The following is a 17045-nucleotide window of genomic DNA, read 5'->3' as shown; positions in this document are numbered from 1 at the left end:
ACGCCGCACGGCGCGATAGGCACCGGGAACGAAGAAAGCCCCCGGTGCCGAAGCACCGGGGGCCGTCTGTCGTACGGAATCGCTTAGTTGTACGTTCCGGGGGTGTAGTCGTCCGAGCTGAAGCTGTCGAAGTCGACGAAGCTCAGGTCGTTCTCGCTGAAGGCCGAGTCGTCGGCGAAGATGCGGTTGGGGTACCGCTCCGCCTTCGCCTCTTCCGTGGCCTCGACCGTCACGTTGCGGTAGCGAGCCAGGCCGGTACCGGCCGGGATCAGCTTTCCGATGATGACGTTCTCCTTGAGGCCGATCAGCGGGTCGGACTTGCCCTCCATGGCCGCCTGCGTGAGGACGCGGGTGGTCTCCTGGAAGGACGCGGCCGACAGCCACGACTCGGTCGCGAGGGAAGCCTTGGTGATGCCCATGACCTCCTGGCGGGCCGACGCGGTCTTCTTGCCCTCGGTGAGAGTGGCGCGGTTGACCTCGTTGTACTTCGAGCGGTCGACCAGCTCGCCGGGCAGCAGGTCGGTGTCGCCGTGCTCGACGACGGTGACCTTGCGCAGCATCTGGCGGACGATGACCTCGATGTGCTTGTCATGGATCGGAACACCCTGCGACCGGTAGACGCCCTGCACACCACCGACGAGGTGCTTCTGCACCTCACGGACGCCCTTGACGCGAAGAACTTCCTTCGGGTCGACGGCGCCGACGATGATCTGCGTTCCGAGCTCGACGTGCTGACCGTCCTCGACGAGGAGGGTCGAACGCTTGAGCACCGGGTAGACGTGCGGCTCGTCGCCGTTGTCCGGGGTCAGGATGACCTTGCGGCTGCGCTCCGTGTCCTCGATGGTGATGCGTCCGGCTGCCTCGGCGATCGGGGACGCACCCTTGGGGGTACGAGCCTCGAACAGCTCCTGCACGCGGGGCAGACCCTGCGTGATGTCGTCAGCGGATGCGGAACCACCGGTGTGGAAGGTACGCATGGTGAGCTGGGTTCCCGGCTCACCGATCGACTGGGCCGCGATGATGCCGACGGCCTCGCCGATGTCGACGAGCTTGCCCGTGGCGAGCGAGCGGCCGTAGCAGGCAGCACACACACCGACGGCCGACTCGCAGGTGAGCACGGAGCGCACCTTGATGTCGGTGACACCGGCGGCGACGAGCTTGTCGATGAGGACGTCTCCGACGTCGTCACCGGCCTTCGCCACGACGGTTCCCTCCGGCGAGACAGCGTCGGCGGCGAGGGTACGGGCGAACACCGAGTTCTCCACGTTCGCGTCGCGCACCAGCACGCCGTCGGCGCCGGCCTCGGCGATCGGCAGGTCGAGACCCTTGGTCGTGCCGCAGTCGTCCTCACGGATGATGACGTCCTGCGAGACGTCCACGAGACGACGGGTCAGGTAGCCGGAGTCGGCGGTACGGAGGGCCGTGTCGGCCAGACCCTTGCGGGCACCGTGCGTCGCGATAAAGTACTCCGCCACCGACAGACCCTCGCGGTACGAGGAAATGATCGGACGCGGGATGATCTCACCCTTCGGGTTGTTCACCAGACCACGCATACCGGCGATGTTGCGCACCTGCAGCCAGTTACCACGGGCACCAGAGGTGACCATGCGGTTGATGGTGTTGTCTGCCGGGAAGTTGGCGCGCATGGCCTCGGCGACCTCGTTGGTCGCTTCGGTCCAGATCTTCACCAGTTCCTGACGACGCTCGAGGTCGGTCGTGAGACCCTTCTCGAACTCGGCAGTGACCTTGGCGGCCTTCTTCTCGTAGCCGGCGACGATCTGCGGCTTGTTCGGCGGCGTCAGAATGTCGCTCAGCGACACCGTCACACCGGACCGGGTGGCCCAGTAGAAACCGGCGTCCTTGATGCGGTCCAGCGCTGCTGCGACCTCCACCTTGGGGTAGCGCTCCGCGAGGGCGTTGACGATCGAGGAGATCACGCCCTTGTCAGCGACCTCGTCCACGAACGGGTAGTCCGCCGGCAGCGCCTCGTTGAAGAGGGCGCGACCGAGGGTCGTCTCGACGATGGCGGTGACGCCCTCGGTGCCGGTCTCGTTCGCGTCGGAGGGAACGTAGTTCTCCAGACGGATCTTGACCTTGGCGTTGAGGTGCAGCGAACCCTGGTCCTTGGCGAGGATCGCCTCGGAGACCGACGAGAACGCGCGGCCTTCGCCCTCCGCACCCTCGCGAACGGTGGTGAGGTGGTGCAGACCGATGATCATGTCCTGCGATGGCAGGGTCACCGGACGGCCGTCGGACGGCTTCAGGATGTTGTTCGATGCGAGCATCAGGATGCGCGCCTCGGCCTGGGCCTCGACGGACAGCGGCAGGTGGACAGCCATCTGGTCGCCGTCGAAGTCCGCGTTGAACGCGGCGCAGACGAGCGGGTGCAGCTGGATGGCCTTGCCCTCGACGAGCTGAGGCTCGAACGCCTGGATGCCGAGACGGTGCAGGGTCGGTGCACGGTTCAGCAGCACGGGGCGCTCGCGGATGATCTCCTCGAGCACGTCCCAGACCTGCGGACGCGAACGCTCGACCATGCGCTTGGCCGCCTTGATGTTCTGAGCGTGGCTCAGGTCGATCAGGCGCTTGATCACGAACGGCTTGAACAGCTCCAGAGCCATCTGCTTGGGCAGACCGCACTGGTGCAGCTTGAGCTGCGGGCCGACGATGATGACCGAACGGCCGGAGTAGTCGACGCGCTTTCCGAGCAGGTTCTGGCGGAAACGACCCTGCTTGCCCTTCAGCATGTCGCTGAGGGACTTCAGGGCGCGGTTGCCAGTGCCGGTGACGGGACGACCGCGGCGGCCGTTGTCGAACAGTGCGTCGACGGCCTCCTGCAGCATCCGCTTCTCGTTGTTCACGATGATCTCGGGAGCCCCGAGGTCGAGCAGACGACGCAGACGGTTGTTGCGGTTGATCACGCGGCGGTACAGGTCGTTCAGGTCGCTGGTCGCGAAGCGGCCACCGTCGAGCTGCACCATCGGGCGCAGCTCCGGCGGGATGACGGGGACGACATCCAGGACCATCGCGGCGGGCGAGTTGCCGGTGGCGAGGAACGAGGAGACGACGCGCAGACGCTTGATCGCGCGGATCTTCTTCTGTCCCTTGCCGTTCGCGATCTGGTCGCGGAGCAGCTCGGCCTCAGCGGCCAGGTCGAACGCGAGCAGGCGACGCTTGATCGCCTCTGCGCCCATGTACGCCTCGAAGTACAGGCCGAAGCGGTCGACGAGCTCGTTGAAGTCCGCGTCCTCCGGCTTGAGGTCGCCGACCTTGAGGGTGCGGAAGGACTCCCACACACGCTCCAGGCGAGCGATGTCCTCGTCGTAGGACTTGCGGATCTGGCCCATTTCCTTCTCGGCCGTGTCCTTGACGCGACGCTTCTGGTCGGCCTTGGCGCCTTCCTCCTCCAGTGCGGCGAGGTCGGTCTCCAGGCGCTGCAGGCGGTCCGCGATGCGGCTGTCGCGCTGGTCGGACAGGGTCTTGATCTCGAGACGGAGCTCGTTCTCAAGGCCGGGCATGTCGGCGTGACGGCCCTCTTCGTCAACCTCGATCACCATGTATGCGGCGAAGTAGATGACCTTCTCGAGGTCCTTCGGCGCCATGTCGAGCAGGTAGCCGAGACGCGAGGGCACACCCTTGAAGTACCAGATGTGGGTCACGGGAGCTGCGAGCTCGATGTGGCCCATGCGCTCGCGGCGGACGGAGGACTTGGTGACCTCCACGCCGCAGCGCTCGCAGACGATGCCCTTGAATCGCACCCGCTTGTACTTGCCGCAGGAGCACTCCCAGTCACGGCTCGGCCCGAAGATCTGCTCTCCGAAGAGACCGTCCTTCTCCGGCTTCAGCGTGCGGTAGTTGATGGTCTCGGGCTTCTTGACCTCGCCGTACGACCAACGACGGATGTCGTCAGCAGTGGCCAGGCCGATACGCAGTTCATCGAACGTTGTTGCGTCGATCAATTTTCCTTCTTTCCTGGAAAAAGTGTGTCAGTGAGGTCTGGCCGCTTAGATCTCGTCGATCGACGACGACTCGAAGCGGGAGGAGATGTTGATGCCGAGCTCTTCCGCAGCGCGGAACGCTTCGTCGTCCGCGTCGCGCAGGCTGACCTGCTGGCCGTCCGCCGAGAGCACCTCGACGTTCAGGCAGAGCGACTGCATCTCCTTGATGAGCACCTTGAAGGACTCCGGGATGCCCGGCTCCTGGATGTTCTCACCCTTGACGATGGCCTCGTAGACCTTGACGCGACCGATGATGTCATCCGACTTGATGGTCAGGAGCTCCTGGAGCGCGTACGCGGCACCGTATGCCTCGAGCGCCCAGACCTCCATCTCACCGAATCGCTGACCACCGAACTGCGCCTTACCACCGAGCGGCTGCTGGGTGATCATCGAGTACGGACCGGTCGAACGCGCGTGGATCTTGTCGTCGACCAGGTGGTGCAGCTTCAGGATGTACATGTAGCCGACCGAAACCGGGTCAGGGTACGGCTCGCCGGAACGGCCGTCGAACAGCTGGGTCTTGCCCGAGCTGCCGATGAGGCGGTCCCCGTCACGGGTGACGGTGGTCGAGTCGAGCAGACCGGCGATCTCCTCCTCCTTGGCACCGTCGAACACCGGGGTGGCGACCTTGGTGTTCGGGGCGGCGGAGAAGGCGGCCTCGGGGAGCTCTGCGGCCCACTTCGGCTTGCCCTTGACCTCCCAGCCGTTCTTCGCGATCCAGCCGAGGTGGATCTCGAGGACCTGACCGAAGTTCATGCGTCCGGGGACACCCAGCGGGTTGAGGATGACGTCGACCGGGGTTCCGTCCGCGAGGAACGGCATGTCCTCGACCGGCAGGATCTTGGAGATGACACCCTTGTTGCCGTGACGGCCGGCGAGCTTGTCACCAGCGGTGATCTTGCGCTTCTGGGCGATGTAGACCACGACGCGCTGGTTGACGCCGGAGCCGAGCTCGTCGTCGCCGTCCTGCGAGTCGAAGACCTTGACACCGATGATCGTGCCCTCTTCACCGTGGGGAACCTTGAGCGAGGTGTCGCGCACCTCGCGGCTCTTCTCGTTGAAGATCGCGCGGAGCAGACGCTCCTCTGCCGAGAGCTCGGTCTCGCCCTTCGGCGTGACCTTTCCGACCAGGATGTCTCCGGGGCGGACCTCTGCACCGATGCGGATGATGCCGCGCTCGTCGAGGTCGGCCAGGAGGTCCGGGCTGACGTTCGGCAGGTCGCGGGTGATCTCTTCCTTGCCCAGCTTGGTGTCGCGGGCGTCGACCTCGTACTCCTCGATGTGGATCGAGGAGAGGGTGTCGTCCTTCACCAGGTTCTGGCTGAGGATGATCGCGTCCTCGTAGTTGTGACCCTCCCACGGCATGAACGCGACGAGCAGGTTCTTACCGAGCGCGAGCTCGCCGTTCTCGGTGGCGGGACCGTCGGCGATGACCTCGCCTTCCTCGATCCGGTCGCCCTCGGAGACGATCACGCGGTGGTTGTACGACGTGCCCTGGTTGGAGCGGTCGAACTTGCGCAGGTAATAGGTCTTCGTCCCACCCTCGTCGAGCTGGATGGTGACGGCGTCAGCCGACACCTCCGACACGACACCGGCCTTGTCGTTGATCAGCACGTCGCCGGCGTCGATGGCTGCGTAGCCCTCCATACCGGTTCCGACCAGCGGGCTCTCCGAACGGACGAGCGGCACAGCCTGACGCTGCATGTTCGCACCCATGAGGGCGCGGTTCGCGTCGTCGTGCTCGAGGAACGGGATGAGCGAGGTCGCGACCGACACCATCTGGCGCGGCGAGACATCCATGTAGCCGATCTCGTCCGCCGGGATCAGGTCGACCTCTCCACCCTTCTGACGGGCCAGGACGCGGTCCTCCGCGAAGTGGCTGTCAGCGGTCAGCGGAGCGTTGGCCTGGGCGACGATGTAGTCGTCCTCCTCGCTCGCCGTGAGGTAGTCGATCTGGTCGGTGACCTTGCCGCCGACGACCTTGCGGTACGGCGTCTCGATGAAACCGAACGAGTTGATCCGCGCGAACGATGCGAGCGAACCGATCAGGCCGATGTTCGGGCCCTCCGGGGTCTCGATCGGGCACATGCGGCCGTAGTGCGACGGGTGGACGTCACGGACCTCGACGCCTGCGCGCTCACGGCTCAGACCACCGGGGCCGAGGGCCGAGAGACGGCGCTTGTGGGTCAGACCCGCGAGCGGGTTGTTCTGGTCCATGAACTGCGACAGCTGGCTCGTTCCGAAGAACTCCTTGATCGCGGCGACGACGGGGCGCACGTTGATCAGGGTCTGCGGCGTGATGGCCTCGATGTCCTGCGTGGTCATGCGCTCGCGGACGACGCGCTCCATGCGGGACAGACCGGTGCGGACCTGGTTCTGGATGAGCTCGCCGACGGCGCGGATGCGACGGTTGCCGAAGTGGTCGATGTCGTCGACATCGAGACGGATCTCGACAGGCTCTCCGTTGCGGACGCCGTTGAAGGTGGTCTGGCCGTCGTGCAGCGCGACGAGGTACTTGATCGTGGCCAGGATGTCCTGCACGGTCAGCACGGAGTCGCTGAGCGGGGCGTCGAGCCCGAGCTTGCGGTTGATCTTGTAACGGCCGACCTTGGCGAGGTCGTATCGCTTCGAGTTGAAGTAGAAGTTGTCGAGGAGCGCACGCGCGGCCTCTGCAGCCACCTGCTCACCCGGACGCAGCTTGCGGTAGATGTCCTTGAGCGCCTCCTCCTTGGTGAGGATGGCGTCCTTCTCGAGGGTCAGCTCGATCGACTGGTAGCCCTTGAACTCCGAGAGGATCTCCTCGGAGGTCAGACCGAGCGCCTTGAGGAACACGGTGACGGACTGCTTGCGCTTGCGGTCGATGCGAACGCCGACCTGGTCGCGCTTGTCGATCTCGAACTCGAGCCATGCACCACGGCTCGGGATGACGCGAGCGGAGTAGATGTCCTTGTCCGACGTCTTCTCGGGCGTGCGCTCGAAGTAGACGCCCGGGCTGCGGACGAGCTGCGACACAACGACACGCTCGGTGCCGTTGATGACGAAGGTGCCCTTCTCGGTCATCAGGGGGAAGTCGCCCATGAAGACGGTCTGCGTCTTGATCTCACCGGTGAGGTGATTCATGAACTCGGCTTCGACGTAGAGAGGAGCGGAGTAGGTCTTACCCTTCTCCTTGCACTCGTCGATCGAATACTTCTTCTCTTCGAGGAAGGGGTTGGTGAAGGAGAGCTGCATCGTCTCACCGAGGTCTTCGATCGGGGAGATCTCCTCGAAGATCTCCTCGAGACCGGTGTTGCTCGGCAGATCCTGGCGACCCTGCTCCTGGGCTTCGGCGACGCGGGCCTTCCACGCGTCGTTTCCGACCAGCCAGTCGAAGCTCTCGGTCTGCAGTGCGAGCAGATCCGGAACGGTGAGGGTGTCAGTGATCTTTGCGAACGAGAGACGAGATGCGTTTCGTCCGTTCTTGGGTGTCTTGTCAGTGTTGGTTGCGTTGCGCGCAGCAGCCAAGGAAATAACCTCCGTGGGCCCCGTCGGGCCTCAGTTACTGTCTGTCAGTGTGTGTACTGTATGGACGAGAACTCCCAGGGGATCGTGCTGGCGCCCATCTGACCTGTGAACCAGGCCCAGGCGCGCACGGAAGATAAGCAAGGCCGACCGCAATATGAAGGCAGATGTTTGTCTGGGAGCGCAAAAGACAACTATATGTCAAATGGGCGCGCCGTGTCTACTCTTTTCTTGACCCGATGCGCATCCTTGCGGTATAACCCGCGGGGCCTCTCCGTTATTTCCGCGGAAAGACGCGGATTCAGCCCGTCGGAAGCGAGTCGACGGTCGCGAGAATCGCCTCCTCGCGCGACCGCGGAGACCAGCCGAGCAGCCGTTCCGCCTTGGCCGCCGACGCCCTGCGCACGGCCCCGAGGTCCGGAAGCGACCCCCGCACGGCACGGCTGAACGGCGCGAGCGCCTTCAGCACCCCGTCCGGCATCGTCTTGGTGGTGATGCGGGCGCCGGCCTCTCCGAGATGCCCCCGGATGAGGAGTGCCACCTCCTGCGCGCTCATCACGTCGCCGGCGATCGCGAGGAACCGCTGACCAGCCGCCTCCGGCCTGGTCATGGCCAGGAGGTGCAGCGCAGCGACGTCGCGGACGTCCACGATGCCGAAGCTGACGTTCGGCAGGCGAGGGAGGCGTGCATCCCGCACCGCCTTGATGAGCTGCACGGAGCTGGAGTAGTCGTGCCCGAGCACGGGGCCGAGGATGCCGACCGGGTTCACGGTCGCGAGTTCCAGCCCGCCGCCCTGTTCTTCCTGGATGAACGCCCAGGCCGCGCGCTCGGCGAGCGTCTTGGACTTCGCGTACGCGCTCACCGGCACGCCGCTGTCGAGGTCGGTCCAGTCGTCCTCGGTGAACGGGCGGTCGGTCGGCGGGTGGCCGTAGCCGATGGCGGCGAACGAGGAGGTGAGCACGACCCGCTGCACGCCCGCATCCCGAGCCGCGCGCAGGACGCGGAGTGCGCCGTCGCGAGCGGGCACGATGAGGTCGTTCTCGTCCTTCGGCTGCGTCGCGGGGAACGGAGACGCGACGTGCAGCACGAACGCGCAGCCGGCGACCGCCTCCGCCCAGCCGTCGTCGGAGGTGAGGTCCGCGACGGCGAAGGTGAGTCTGTCCCCTCCCGCGTCCTCCAAGCCGCCGGCGACGAGCTGGGAGCGGACGTCGGCTGCGCGGGCGGGGGTCCGGATAGTGGTCCGCACCTCGTAACCGGCCTGCAGGGCCTGGAGAACGCAGTTCGCCCCGACGAAGCCGGAACCGCCGGTGACGAGCACTCGTTGTGTCATGCCGCTCATCCTCCTCCTCAATCAAGGAGCGGACGAGGCTCCTCGATCTAGGAACGGACGATGGCGATGGCCTGGGCGCGGTCGCGCACGGCCAGCTTGGCGAAGATCGCGTTGATGTGCGTCTTCACGGTGGCGACGCTGACGAACAGGGCGGACGCGATCTCGCCGTTGCTGAGGCCGTCCGCGACGAGGGCGAGCACCTCCACTTCCCGTTTCGTGAGGGTGGGGAAGCGGGCGGAGAGCGACGAAGCCGGCGCCGGCGCAGAGCCAGTGCCTGTTCCGCCGGTCAGGGTGCTGACCAGCAGCGCCCCGACCTCGGGCGCGAACGTCGACTGTCCGCTGGCGACCGCCCGCACGGCGGCGGCGAGTTCAGCGCGGCCCGCATCTTTGGTGAGGTAGCCGCGCGCTCCCGCGCGCAGTGCGCTCAGTATCGATTCGTCGTCCGCGTACGTGGTGAGCACCAGGATCGCCGTGCCTGGCACCTCCCGGACGATGCGCTCAGTAGCGGCCACCCCGTCGAGCCCTGGCATCCGCAGATCCATCAGCACCACATCCGGATGCTCGGCTGCGGCGAGCGCGACAGCCCGCTCCCCGTCCTCCGCCTCCCCGACCACCTCGATGTCGGGGAGGAGGCCGAGCACGGTGACGAGGCCGTCGCGGATGATCGCCTGGTCGTCGGCGACGACGACGCGGATGCTGTGCTGGTCGGTCATGAGAGCTTCGCCTCCGCTGTCACCGTGAATCGGTCGCCCAGTACACCAGCGGTCGCCGCCCCGCCGAGCGGGAGGGCGTGGAAGCGCTCGCGCATCCCCTCCAGGCCGTGGCCTCCACCGGAGGCGGCGAGCGCGGAGGTTCCAGGAGCGGCGGCTGCTTCGTCGGAGAGCGGATTGGAGACGGTAAGGCGCACACTGCCAGTGTTCCAGGCGAGGTCTGCGCGCACGGGTTCGCCGGGCGCGTGTTTGCGCGCGTTGCTGAGGGATTCCTGCAGTGCTCGTTGCAGCGCGGCGGCCTGGCCGGCGCTGAGCGTGACCGGTTCGCCGTGCAGCGTGACGTCGACCACGCCGCCGAGTGAGCGGTGCGCAGCGAGCAGATCGTCGACGGCCGCCGAGAACGCGGACGGCGAGACAGAGCCGGATGCGCCGCTCCCGTCCGGATCGCGAAGCGCCGCGACCGCGCGCCTGGCCTCACTGAGCCCGCTCGCGGCGAGCGCCCTCGCGTCCGTCACCCTGGCGCCTGCCGCTGCGCTGTCTCCCGCTTCGAGCAGCGCTTCGACGGCGTCGAGCTGGATGACCAGACCGCCCAGGCTGTGCGCGAGCACATCGTGCAGGTCGCGGGCGATGGCGATGCGTGCCGCTTCCTCTCTCATCTCCAGCTCGCGCTGCTGCAGAAGCACGGCCTGCTCCTCCGCCTGGCGGAACTGCCGTCTGCTGAGTCCGGCGAAGACGGCGAGGATGACGCCGCCCATCATCGCGAGAACGGCAGCGACGTCCGTGCCGAACGGGATCGCTCCGACGGCGACCAGCGCCAGCGTGACGGCCGCCAGCCTGAGACCGGCGAGCACGGGGAAGCGCAGCATTCCGACCGTGGCGAGGACGGCGATGGCAGCAGGGACGACCGAGAGGCCGTCCGACGGGGCGGCGACGATGCCGCCTGTCACCGCCGCGATGACGAGGAGGGTCGGTTCGAGACTGCGAACCCCCGCGAGGGCGAGCGCGCCGCGAGCGAGCCAGGCTGCGACAGACACCAGGGCGATCACGAGCACCCAGACCGGCCGCTCACCGGAGTGCGAGACGACGAGGGAGAACCCGATGGCGAGCGCGCCGAAGAGATTGAGCGCGAAAGCCAGCGGGCTCTGTCGTCCTGACTGATTCACGATCCCATCATGCTGCGAATCGTCCGGCAGGGGATCACACGGTCACGGCCGCGTGGCGGCCGAGCCTGGTTGCGAAGACCGCTGTGCGGGCTGCACGGTTCGCGGCGAGCATGAGCAGGATGACCCCCGTGGATGCTGCGAGGTGCGACCCCGCCATGCCTGCCAGCACGTCGATGCCGACGCGCACGACGATGACGAGCACCCAGAGCACGAGTCCCCACGCCCCCGTGCGGGACTCGTACGTCGCGAGCTCCCTGCGGTCCTTGCCGATGTCGATCGGTTCCGGCAGCGGGCGGAAGTGGGCGATGGCGCCCATCCACGCCCCGATGCCGAGGGAGATCACGAGCTCGACGACGAGGACCCCGAGGTCGAGAGCGGTGAGCGCGGTCGGCTTGGTGGTCTGCACGATCATGACGAGGCCGACGATGCCGAAGATCGCCGGCATCCGCCACATCCGGCCGATCGAGACGGGGCGCCAGCTCATCTGCCTGACGCCGATCCAGCCGATCGCGACGAGGATGAGGAGAGCGTTCCCGAGCGTTTGGAGCGTCATGGCCGGCCTTTCGTGTCCGTGCGGCGCCGGATTGTTCCGGCACTGTTCCAGCGTGCCCGGACGGGAGCGCATCCGGCATAGCCCCAGGGAGGGGATGCGGGTGGAGATCCGGGTGGAGATCGCAGCCTCATCCCGCGCGACTAGGGTGGATGCCGTGCCAGAGAACCCGTCCGTCGTGCTCAAGGAGAGCGGCTATCTCGCGACGATCGAGCCGGACAGGTTCGTGCCTGGCTCGTACCAGCTCGTGGTGGACGGCACTCCACAGTCGCATGTCAACCTCGACGACCCGTCGCAGCTCTTCTTCGAGTACGTGCAGCGGATGGGGAACGTCATCGACCTCATCGGCGACCCGGGCCAGCCGATCACGGCCGTGCACCTCGGCGCAGGCGCGCTGACTCTGCCGCGGTACATCGCGTACACCAGGCCGGGCTCCCGCCAGCAGGTGGTGGAGCTGGAGAGCAACCTCGTCGACCTGGTGCGGGAGAACCTTCCGCTCCCCCGCTATGCGCAGGTGCGCATCCGGCACGGCGACGCCCGCGAGGTGGTCGGGAAGCTGCCGGCCGGGCTGCGCGGCTCTGTCGACCTGCTGGTCATCGACATCTTCAGCGGCGCGCGCACCCCGGCGCACGTCACCAGTGTGGAGTTCTACCGCTCAGCGATGTCGCTGCTCGCCCCGGACGGGATCGTGCTGGTCAACGTGGCGGACGGGCCTCCGCTGACGTTCGCGCGCAGCCAGATCGCGACACTCGGTTCCGTGGTGGAGAACGTCGCAGCGCTGGCAGAGACGCAGGTGCTCAAGGGGCGCAGGTTCGGCAACGTCGTACTGGTCGGGTCGAACGCCTCCCTTCCGCTCGACTGGCTTCCCCGGCTGCTCGCGAGCGGCCCGCACCCTGCCAAAGCGGTCGCGGGCGCCGAGCTGAAGACCTTCGCAGGCAAAGCTCCGATCGTCACGGACGCCACCAGCGTCCCCTCCCCGCCGCCCGCCCGCAGCATCTTCCAGACCGGCACCCGCCGCGATTGACAGCCGTCGAGTCCGAAGCTGTTCACACCGCGGCCCGGCGTGTCGCCTGAACAACTCCGGGCTCGATGGCTGCGCGCGCGGGTCAGGCGTGGCGGAAGGTGACGAGCTGGCCGGGGCGGAGCTGGGCGAAGGCGTCGAGGGAGGCGGTGGCGACCACCGCGATCACGGGGTAGCCGCCTGTCACGGGATGGTCGGCGAGCAGCACGGTCGGCCTGCCGTCCGGTGACACCTGCACGGAACCCGCGACCATCGGCTCGCTCGGCAGCTCGGTGGTGATCGCCCGCTCCAGCAACGGCACGGGATGCTGTTCCACCCCCGCGGCGTGCGCGGGCGTGCGCGGAGGGTCGAGTCGCGCGCCGACCCTGTTGCTCGACGCGCTCAGCCGCCACTCCACCGCGTAGAACGCCTCCAGGGCGGCCGAGGTGAACCAGTCGGCCCGTGGCCCAGGATGTGCGCGCACCTCCACCACGCCGGCGGAGGGCTCGGCCACCGGCACGAAGTCGAGCAGTGGCACCTCGGCCAGGGGATGCTCGCCCACCGCGAGCACGTCGCCCGCCCGCAGCGGCGCAGGTCCGATGCCGGACAGCAGATCGGACGACCGCGAACCGAGTACCTGCCCAGCGGCGATGCCGCCGCGCACGGCGAGATAGCTGCGCGCTCCGGCAGCGGGAGCAGCGATGGTGAGCACGGCTCCGGCCTCCGCGTGCTGCGCGAGGTGCAGGTCCACCGGTCGGCCGTCGAGCACGATCTGGCCTGCTGCGCCGGTCACGGCGAACCAGGCAGGCGCGGCGAACCGCGCGGTGAAGCCGCCGAAGAGGAGCTCGAGCCCCGCGCATCCGCCGTCGTTGCCGACCAGGCGATTGCCGAGCGCGAGCGCCGCCCTGTCGAGCGCGCCGGACGGGCTGACGCCGAGGTGGGCGAGGCCCGGCCGTCCGCCGTCCTGGACCACGGCAAGCGGGCCGGGCTCCACGACCACGATGCTCACGACGCCTCCACGAACCGCACCGCCGTGCCGGGCGATAGCAGCGCCGGCGTCTCGGCCGAGGCGTCCCAGATGGTGGCGTCCGTCGTGCCGATCAGCTGCCAGCCGCCAGGACTCGACCGCGGGTACACCCCACTGAACTCTCCCGCGAGTCCGACCGCCCCGGCGGGGACCGCCGTTCGCGGGGTCGCGCGGCGTGGCACCACCAGACGCTCGTGGTCGGTGACCAGGTAACCGAACCCCGGCGCGAACCCGCAGAACGCCACCAGCCAGGGAGATGCGGTGTGCAGCGCGACCACGTCGGCCGGCCGCATCCCGAGCAGCGCAGCCACCTCGGCCAGGTCGTCGCCGTCGTAGCGGACGGGAACCTCGACGACGCGTGCGTCCGCGGCGTGCGGCGGCTCAGGGACGGTGTGCGCGAGCCAGTTCGTGGCGACGCTCAGCGGGAGCACGGAAGGGTCGACGGTGACGCCGATGGTGCGGGCTGCTGGCACCAGGTCGATAACGCCGGCCGGACGGGTGCGTTCGAGCGCGCGGTAGAGGGCGAGCACCGCATCCAGGTCGTCGAGTTCGGCCAGGAGGCCGCGGTCTCCGTTCTGGAGGACGCTGACGGTCATCGCCACGCCTCGACGCGCACGCCGGCGTCGGTGAGCGCGGCCCGGACGGCGGCGGCCATGGCGACGGCTCCCGGGGTGTCGCCGTGCACGCACAGCGAGTCGACCCGCACGGCGATGTCCGTGCCGTCCGCCGCGACGACGCGGCCGTCGAGCGCGAGGCGCAGGGCGCGTTCGGCGATGGCGACGTCTCCGGACAGGACGGCGCCTGGCTCGGTGCGCGGCACCAGAGTGCCGTCCGCGCGGTATCCACGATCGACGAACGCCTCGTTGACGAAGCGGAGGCCGGCATCCTCTGCCGCGTCCGCGATGGCGGAGCCGGCGAGGCCGAGCAGAGGAAGCCCACGGTCGAAGGCCGCGACGGCGCTCGCTACTGCCCCCGCCTGCTCGCGGTCGGTGACGATGCGGTTGTAAAGGGCGCCGTGCGGCTTGACGTACGAGACGCGCGTACCCGCCACCCGCGCGATGCCGCTCAGCGCGGCCAGCTGGTAGAGCACCTCGTCGTGCAGGGTCTCAGGAGGCACATCCATGCTGCGGCGGCCGAAACCGGCGAGGTCGCGGTATGAGACGTGCGCGCCGATCGCGACGCCGTTCTCCGCGGCGAGCCTGCAGGTGGCGAGCATCGTGGATGCGTCGCCGGCGTGGAAGCCGCACGCCACGTTCGCGCTCGACACCAGGCGGAGCATCGCCGCGTCGTCGCCCAGGGTCCACGCGCCGAACGACTCGCCGAGGTCGCTGTTGAGGTCGATCGAACGTTCCACCCCTCCATTGTGTCGGCTGGTCGCGTCGCGCGTCACGCCTCCTGGTCGTCGTTGTAGCGCGAGAGCATGCCTGCGAAGGCGCGTAGTTCGTCGGCCGTCCAGCCGGACAGGCGCGTGGTGAGGGCCGCCTGAACCGTGCTCGCGGCGTCGCGCAGGGCGGCTGTGCCCGCATCCGTGAGGCGGAGCGCCAGGCCGCGCGACGCATCCGGTTCGGCGGAGACGACCAGGCCGAACTCGGCGAGCGCGGCGAGCTGACGGGAGACGGTGGAGCGGTTGAGCTGGAAGTGCGCGGCGATGTCGACGGCGCGGCAGCCGGGGTTGGCGCCGATGTAGTTGAGGAGCGACTGGTCGACGAAGGAGAGTGCCTCGTTCTCGCGGCGAACCCTCGCCGTGCCGCGGCGGGCGACGGTGGTCAGCTGGGCCCCGATGCTGGCGATGATGTCGTCCCGGTCGGGCTGCTGCTCTGGATGCGTGGTCACAGCTCCAGGATATCTGTTGCATTATGCAACGCTGATTGTGCAACAATGGATGTTGCATAGTGCAACTATGTATCTCCCGCTCTTCTCCCTCCCCCAGCAGAAACGAGACAGCACCGGTATGTCCACGCACCGCATCGCTCCCATGCCCGTCCACCAGCGACGGTCGATCTGGCCGCCTGCCTCGTTCTGGAAGGCCCTCGGATCGCACCTGCTCATTCCGCTGTTCCTGGCCGCAGGCATGGCGCTGGCGTATCTCGGCGCCTTCCACCAGCCGGAGCCGCACGACCTGCCTGTCGCCATCGTCGGCACGGGGCCTGCGGCGGACGTGTTCGCGCAGACCCTCAACGACAAGGCGGCGAAAGAACTCGATGTGACCACCGTCGCCGACGCCTCGACCGCACGCGCGAAGGTGAAGAGCCAGGAGCTCGCTGCCGCGTACGAGACGGACGCCACCCACGCCACGATCATCGTCTCGACGGCGAGCTCGGCGACCACGGCAGAAGCGGCGACCAAGCTGTTCCTCCCCATCGCCTACCAGCAGCACCTGCCCGTCACCATCGACGACGTGCGACCAGCCGCGGTCAAGGACGGCACGGGCCAGGGCCTGTTCTTCCTGCTCGTGGCCCTCAGCGTCGGCTCGTACGCCAGCGCCATCGCGGTCGCCGCCGTCACCGCCAAGCTCGGGATGGGCTGGCGCATCGGGATCGCCGCGGGCGTCGCCCTCGTGGTCGCCGGGATCGGCGTCGTGGTCGCAGGCCCGGTCTACGGCGTGCTCTCCGGGAACGAGTGGAGCATCTGGCTGCTCGGCGCCCTGTATGTGTTCAGCATCGTGACGATCGGCATCGGACTGCATCCGGTGCTCGGAAAGTGGACGACGCCCGCGCTCACGATGCTGTTCGTGATGCTCAACTTCACCAGCTCCGGCGGGATCTTCGCCGCGTCGCTGTCTCCCGCGCTGTTCGCAGGGCTCAACACCTTCTGGAACGGGGCGGCCTGGCTGGATGCGGCCAGGGCCCTGACCTACTTCCCCGGCCAGGCGTTCGGCTTCGACGGTCTCCGGCTCGCGCTCTGGGCGACGGCGGGGATGGCGCTGATCGGCGTGACCCACCTGCTCAGCGCGCGGAAGCGGCGCCTCGCCGACGAGCAGCGCCTCGTCACCGCCGCCGAAGAGGAGTCGGTCATCGCCGCCTGACCTCTGCCCCCCCTGACCCCGCAACCATCGAGCCCGGACTTGTTCAGGCGACACGCCGAGGTGTCGACGGAACAAGTCCGGGCTCGATTGCTTGGGGCCGGGCGGGGGTCAGGGGGTGGGGGCAGCAGCGGCGGCGCGGGCGCGGTGGGCGCGGACCTTGGCGCGGTTGCCGCAGCGCTGCATCGAGCACCAGCGGCGATTGCCGGAGCGGGACGTGTCGAGGTAGACGAGGTCGCAGTCGTCGGCGGAGCACTCGCGGATGCGACCGTCGGCCTCCGCGGAGAACAGGCGGACCGCATCCCTGGCCACTGTGGCGAGCGCCTGATGCGGGCGGGCGTTGGTGCGCCCGGCCTGACGGCCGCCGCCGGCCAGCACGGGCGGGATGTCCGGGGTCGCGGCGAACAGGTTGACGACGTCGACATCCTCAGGGCGAAGCGTCTCGCCGATGCTCTGCTGCCTGGCCAGGCGGCCGATCGCGGAGCCGAGGTCCGCCGCATCCCGGAACTCGCGGTCGCCTGCGGTCGGAGCGACCTCGGGGAAGCGGGCGGTCAGCCAGTCGTTCAGTTCTTTGGCATCATGGACTGTCTGCCATTCGCCGCCGTCCTGGTCGAGTCCTCCGGTGTAGGAGAAGTCGAGCGCCAACGCGCCGGAGTCGAACCAGAAGTGCTGGCCATCGGCCGAATCCATCCACTGTCCGGTGCCGTTGGGGAGTATCGCAGCGATCGCCATGTAACCAATATA

The 17045-nt window shown here is 68.0% G+C and carries 13 protein-coding genes; 2 read left to right on the top strand and 11 right to left on the bottom strand.

The window, feature by feature from the left end; genetic code table 11:
- Nucleotides 1-83: 83 nt before the first annotated feature.
- The 6 genes from ACIRCZ_RS16240 to ACIRCZ_RS16215 form a co-directional block, all read right to left on the bottom strand.
- Entirely contained in the window at nt 84-3959 is a 3876-nt protein-coding gene (locus tag ACIRCZ_RS16240; RefSeq protein WP_055894679.1) for a DNA-directed RNA polymerase subunit beta', read from the bottom strand.
- A gap of 45 nt (nt 3960-4004) precedes the next feature.
- On the bottom strand, nt 4005-7502 hold the full coding sequence (gene rpoB / locus ACIRCZ_RS16235) for a DNA-directed RNA polymerase subunit beta (RefSeq protein WP_055894677.1): 3498 nt from the start codon (nt 7500-7502) through the stop codon (nt 4005-4007).
- Nucleotides 7503-7800: 298 nt separating this feature from the next.
- Complete coding sequence (locus ACIRCZ_RS16230; RefSeq protein ID WP_235500461.1) at nt 7801-8829, bottom strand: aldehyde reductase; 1029 nt, start codon at nt 8827-8829, stop codon at nt 7801-7803.
- 47 nt (nt 8830-8876) lie between these two features.
- A complete protein-coding gene (locus ACIRCZ_RS16225) occupies nt 8877-9542 on the bottom strand; it encodes a response regulator (protein WP_402854831.1) in 666 nt (221 codons plus the stop codon).
- Nucleotides 9539-10702, bottom strand: a complete 1164-nt coding sequence (locus ACIRCZ_RS16220) for a sensor histidine kinase (RefSeq protein ID WP_402854829.1) — start codon at nt 10700-10702, stop codon at nt 9539-9541. The genes ACIRCZ_RS16225 and ACIRCZ_RS16220 overlap by 4 nt, the downstream gene beginning before the upstream one ends.
- A gap of 34 nt (nt 10703-10736) precedes the next feature.
- Entirely contained in the window at nt 10737-11255 is a 519-nt protein-coding gene (locus ACIRCZ_RS16215) for a hypothetical protein (protein ID WP_402854827.1), read from the bottom strand.
- A 154-nt stretch (nt 11256-11409) separates the two neighbouring features.
- Here ACIRCZ_RS16215 and ACIRCZ_RS16210 point away from each other — a divergent pair, with 154 nt between their 5' ends.
- On the top strand, nt 11410-12276 hold the full coding sequence (locus ACIRCZ_RS16210) for a spermidine synthase (RefSeq protein ID WP_402854825.1): 867 nt from the start codon (nt 11410-11412) through the stop codon (nt 12274-12276).
- A gap of 82 nt (nt 12277-12358) precedes the next feature.
- Here the strand turns inward: ACIRCZ_RS16210 and ACIRCZ_RS16205 are convergent, their stop codons facing one another.
- Genes ACIRCZ_RS16205 through ACIRCZ_RS16190 form a run of 4 tightly spaced genes read right to left on the bottom strand, consistent with a single transcriptional unit; the run spans nt 12359 to nt 15112 of the window.
- Nucleotides 12359-13261, bottom strand: coding sequence for a biotin-dependent carboxyltransferase family protein (locus ACIRCZ_RS16205; RefSeq protein ID WP_402854823.1), 903 nt, complete (start codon nt 13259-13261; stop codon nt 12359-12361).
- Nucleotides 13258-13875 (bottom strand): 5-oxoprolinase subunit PxpB, encoded by a 618-nt coding sequence (gene pxpB / locus ACIRCZ_RS16200; protein ID WP_055896318.1) that lies wholly within the window; start codon nt 13873-13875, stop codon nt 13258-13260. Before pxpB ends, ACIRCZ_RS16205 begins: the two co-directional genes overlap by 4 nt.
- Nucleotides 13872-14633 carry a LamB/YcsF family protein gene (locus tag ACIRCZ_RS16195; protein WP_402854820.1) on the bottom strand — a complete coding sequence of 254 codons (762 nt, stop codon included), beginning with the start codon at nt 14631-14633 and terminating at the stop codon, nt 13872-13874. Before ACIRCZ_RS16195 ends, pxpB begins: the two co-directional genes overlap by 4 nt.
- 32 nt (nt 14634-14665) lie before the next feature.
- The gene (locus ACIRCZ_RS16190) at nt 14666-15112 is read right to left on the bottom strand and encodes a MarR family winged helix-turn-helix transcriptional regulator (protein ID WP_402854818.1); all 447 of its coding nucleotides are present in this window, start codon (nt 15110-15112) and stop codon (nt 14666-14668) included.
- Between the two features lie 67 nt (nt 15113-15179).
- On the opposite strand from ACIRCZ_RS16190, the gene ACIRCZ_RS16185 reads away from it, so the two are divergent.
- Complete coding sequence (locus ACIRCZ_RS16185; RefSeq protein ID WP_402854816.1) at nt 15180-16304, top strand: hypothetical protein; 1125 nt, start codon at nt 15180-15182, stop codon at nt 16302-16304.
- 108 nt (nt 16305-16412) lie between these two features.
- On the opposite strand, the gene ACIRCZ_RS16180 is transcribed toward ACIRCZ_RS16185, so the two are convergent.
- Nucleotides 16413-17033, bottom strand: coding sequence for a CGNR zinc finger domain-containing protein (locus ACIRCZ_RS16180; RefSeq protein ID WP_402854814.1), 621 nt, complete (start codon nt 17031-17033; stop codon nt 16413-16415).
- Between the last annotated feature and the right edge of the window lie 12 nt (nt 17034-17045).

Origin of the sequence: Leifsonia sp. NPDC102414 (assembly GCF_044765685.1) — a bacterium.
GTDB lineage: Bacteria > Actinomycetota > Actinomycetes > Actinomycetales > Microbacteriaceae > Leifsonia.
The sequence above is the reverse complement of the archived record's forward strand: the minus strand, read 5'-3'. Positions and strand labels throughout refer to the sequence as shown.

What these genes read in the sequence shown, in the direction of transcription:
- ACIRCZ_RS16185 (WP_402854816.1), top strand. Translation starts at nt 15,180, where the DNA reads ATGTATCTCCCGCTCTTCTCCCTCCCCCAGCAGAAACGAGACAGCACC.
- ACIRCZ_RS16215 (WP_402854827.1), bottom strand. Translation starts at nt 11,255, where the DNA reads ATGACGCTCCAAACGCTCGGGAACGCTCTCCTCATCCTCGTCGCGATC.
- ACIRCZ_RS16225 (WP_402854831.1), bottom strand. Translation starts at nt 9,542, where the DNA reads ATGACCGACCAGCACAGCATCCGCGTCGTCGTCGCCGACGACCAGGCG.
- ACIRCZ_RS16180 (WP_402854814.1), bottom strand. Translation starts at nt 17,033, where the DNA reads ATGGCGATCGCTGCGATACTCCCCAACGGCACCGGACAGTGGATGGAT.
- pxpB (WP_055896318.1), bottom strand. Translation starts at nt 13,875, where the DNA reads ATGACCGTCAGCGTCCTCCAGAACGGAGACCGCGGCCTCCTGGCCGAA.
- ACIRCZ_RS16230 (WP_235500461.1), bottom strand. Translation starts at nt 8,829, where the DNA reads ATGACACAACGAGTGCTCGTCACCGGCGGTTCCGGCTTCGTCGGGGCG.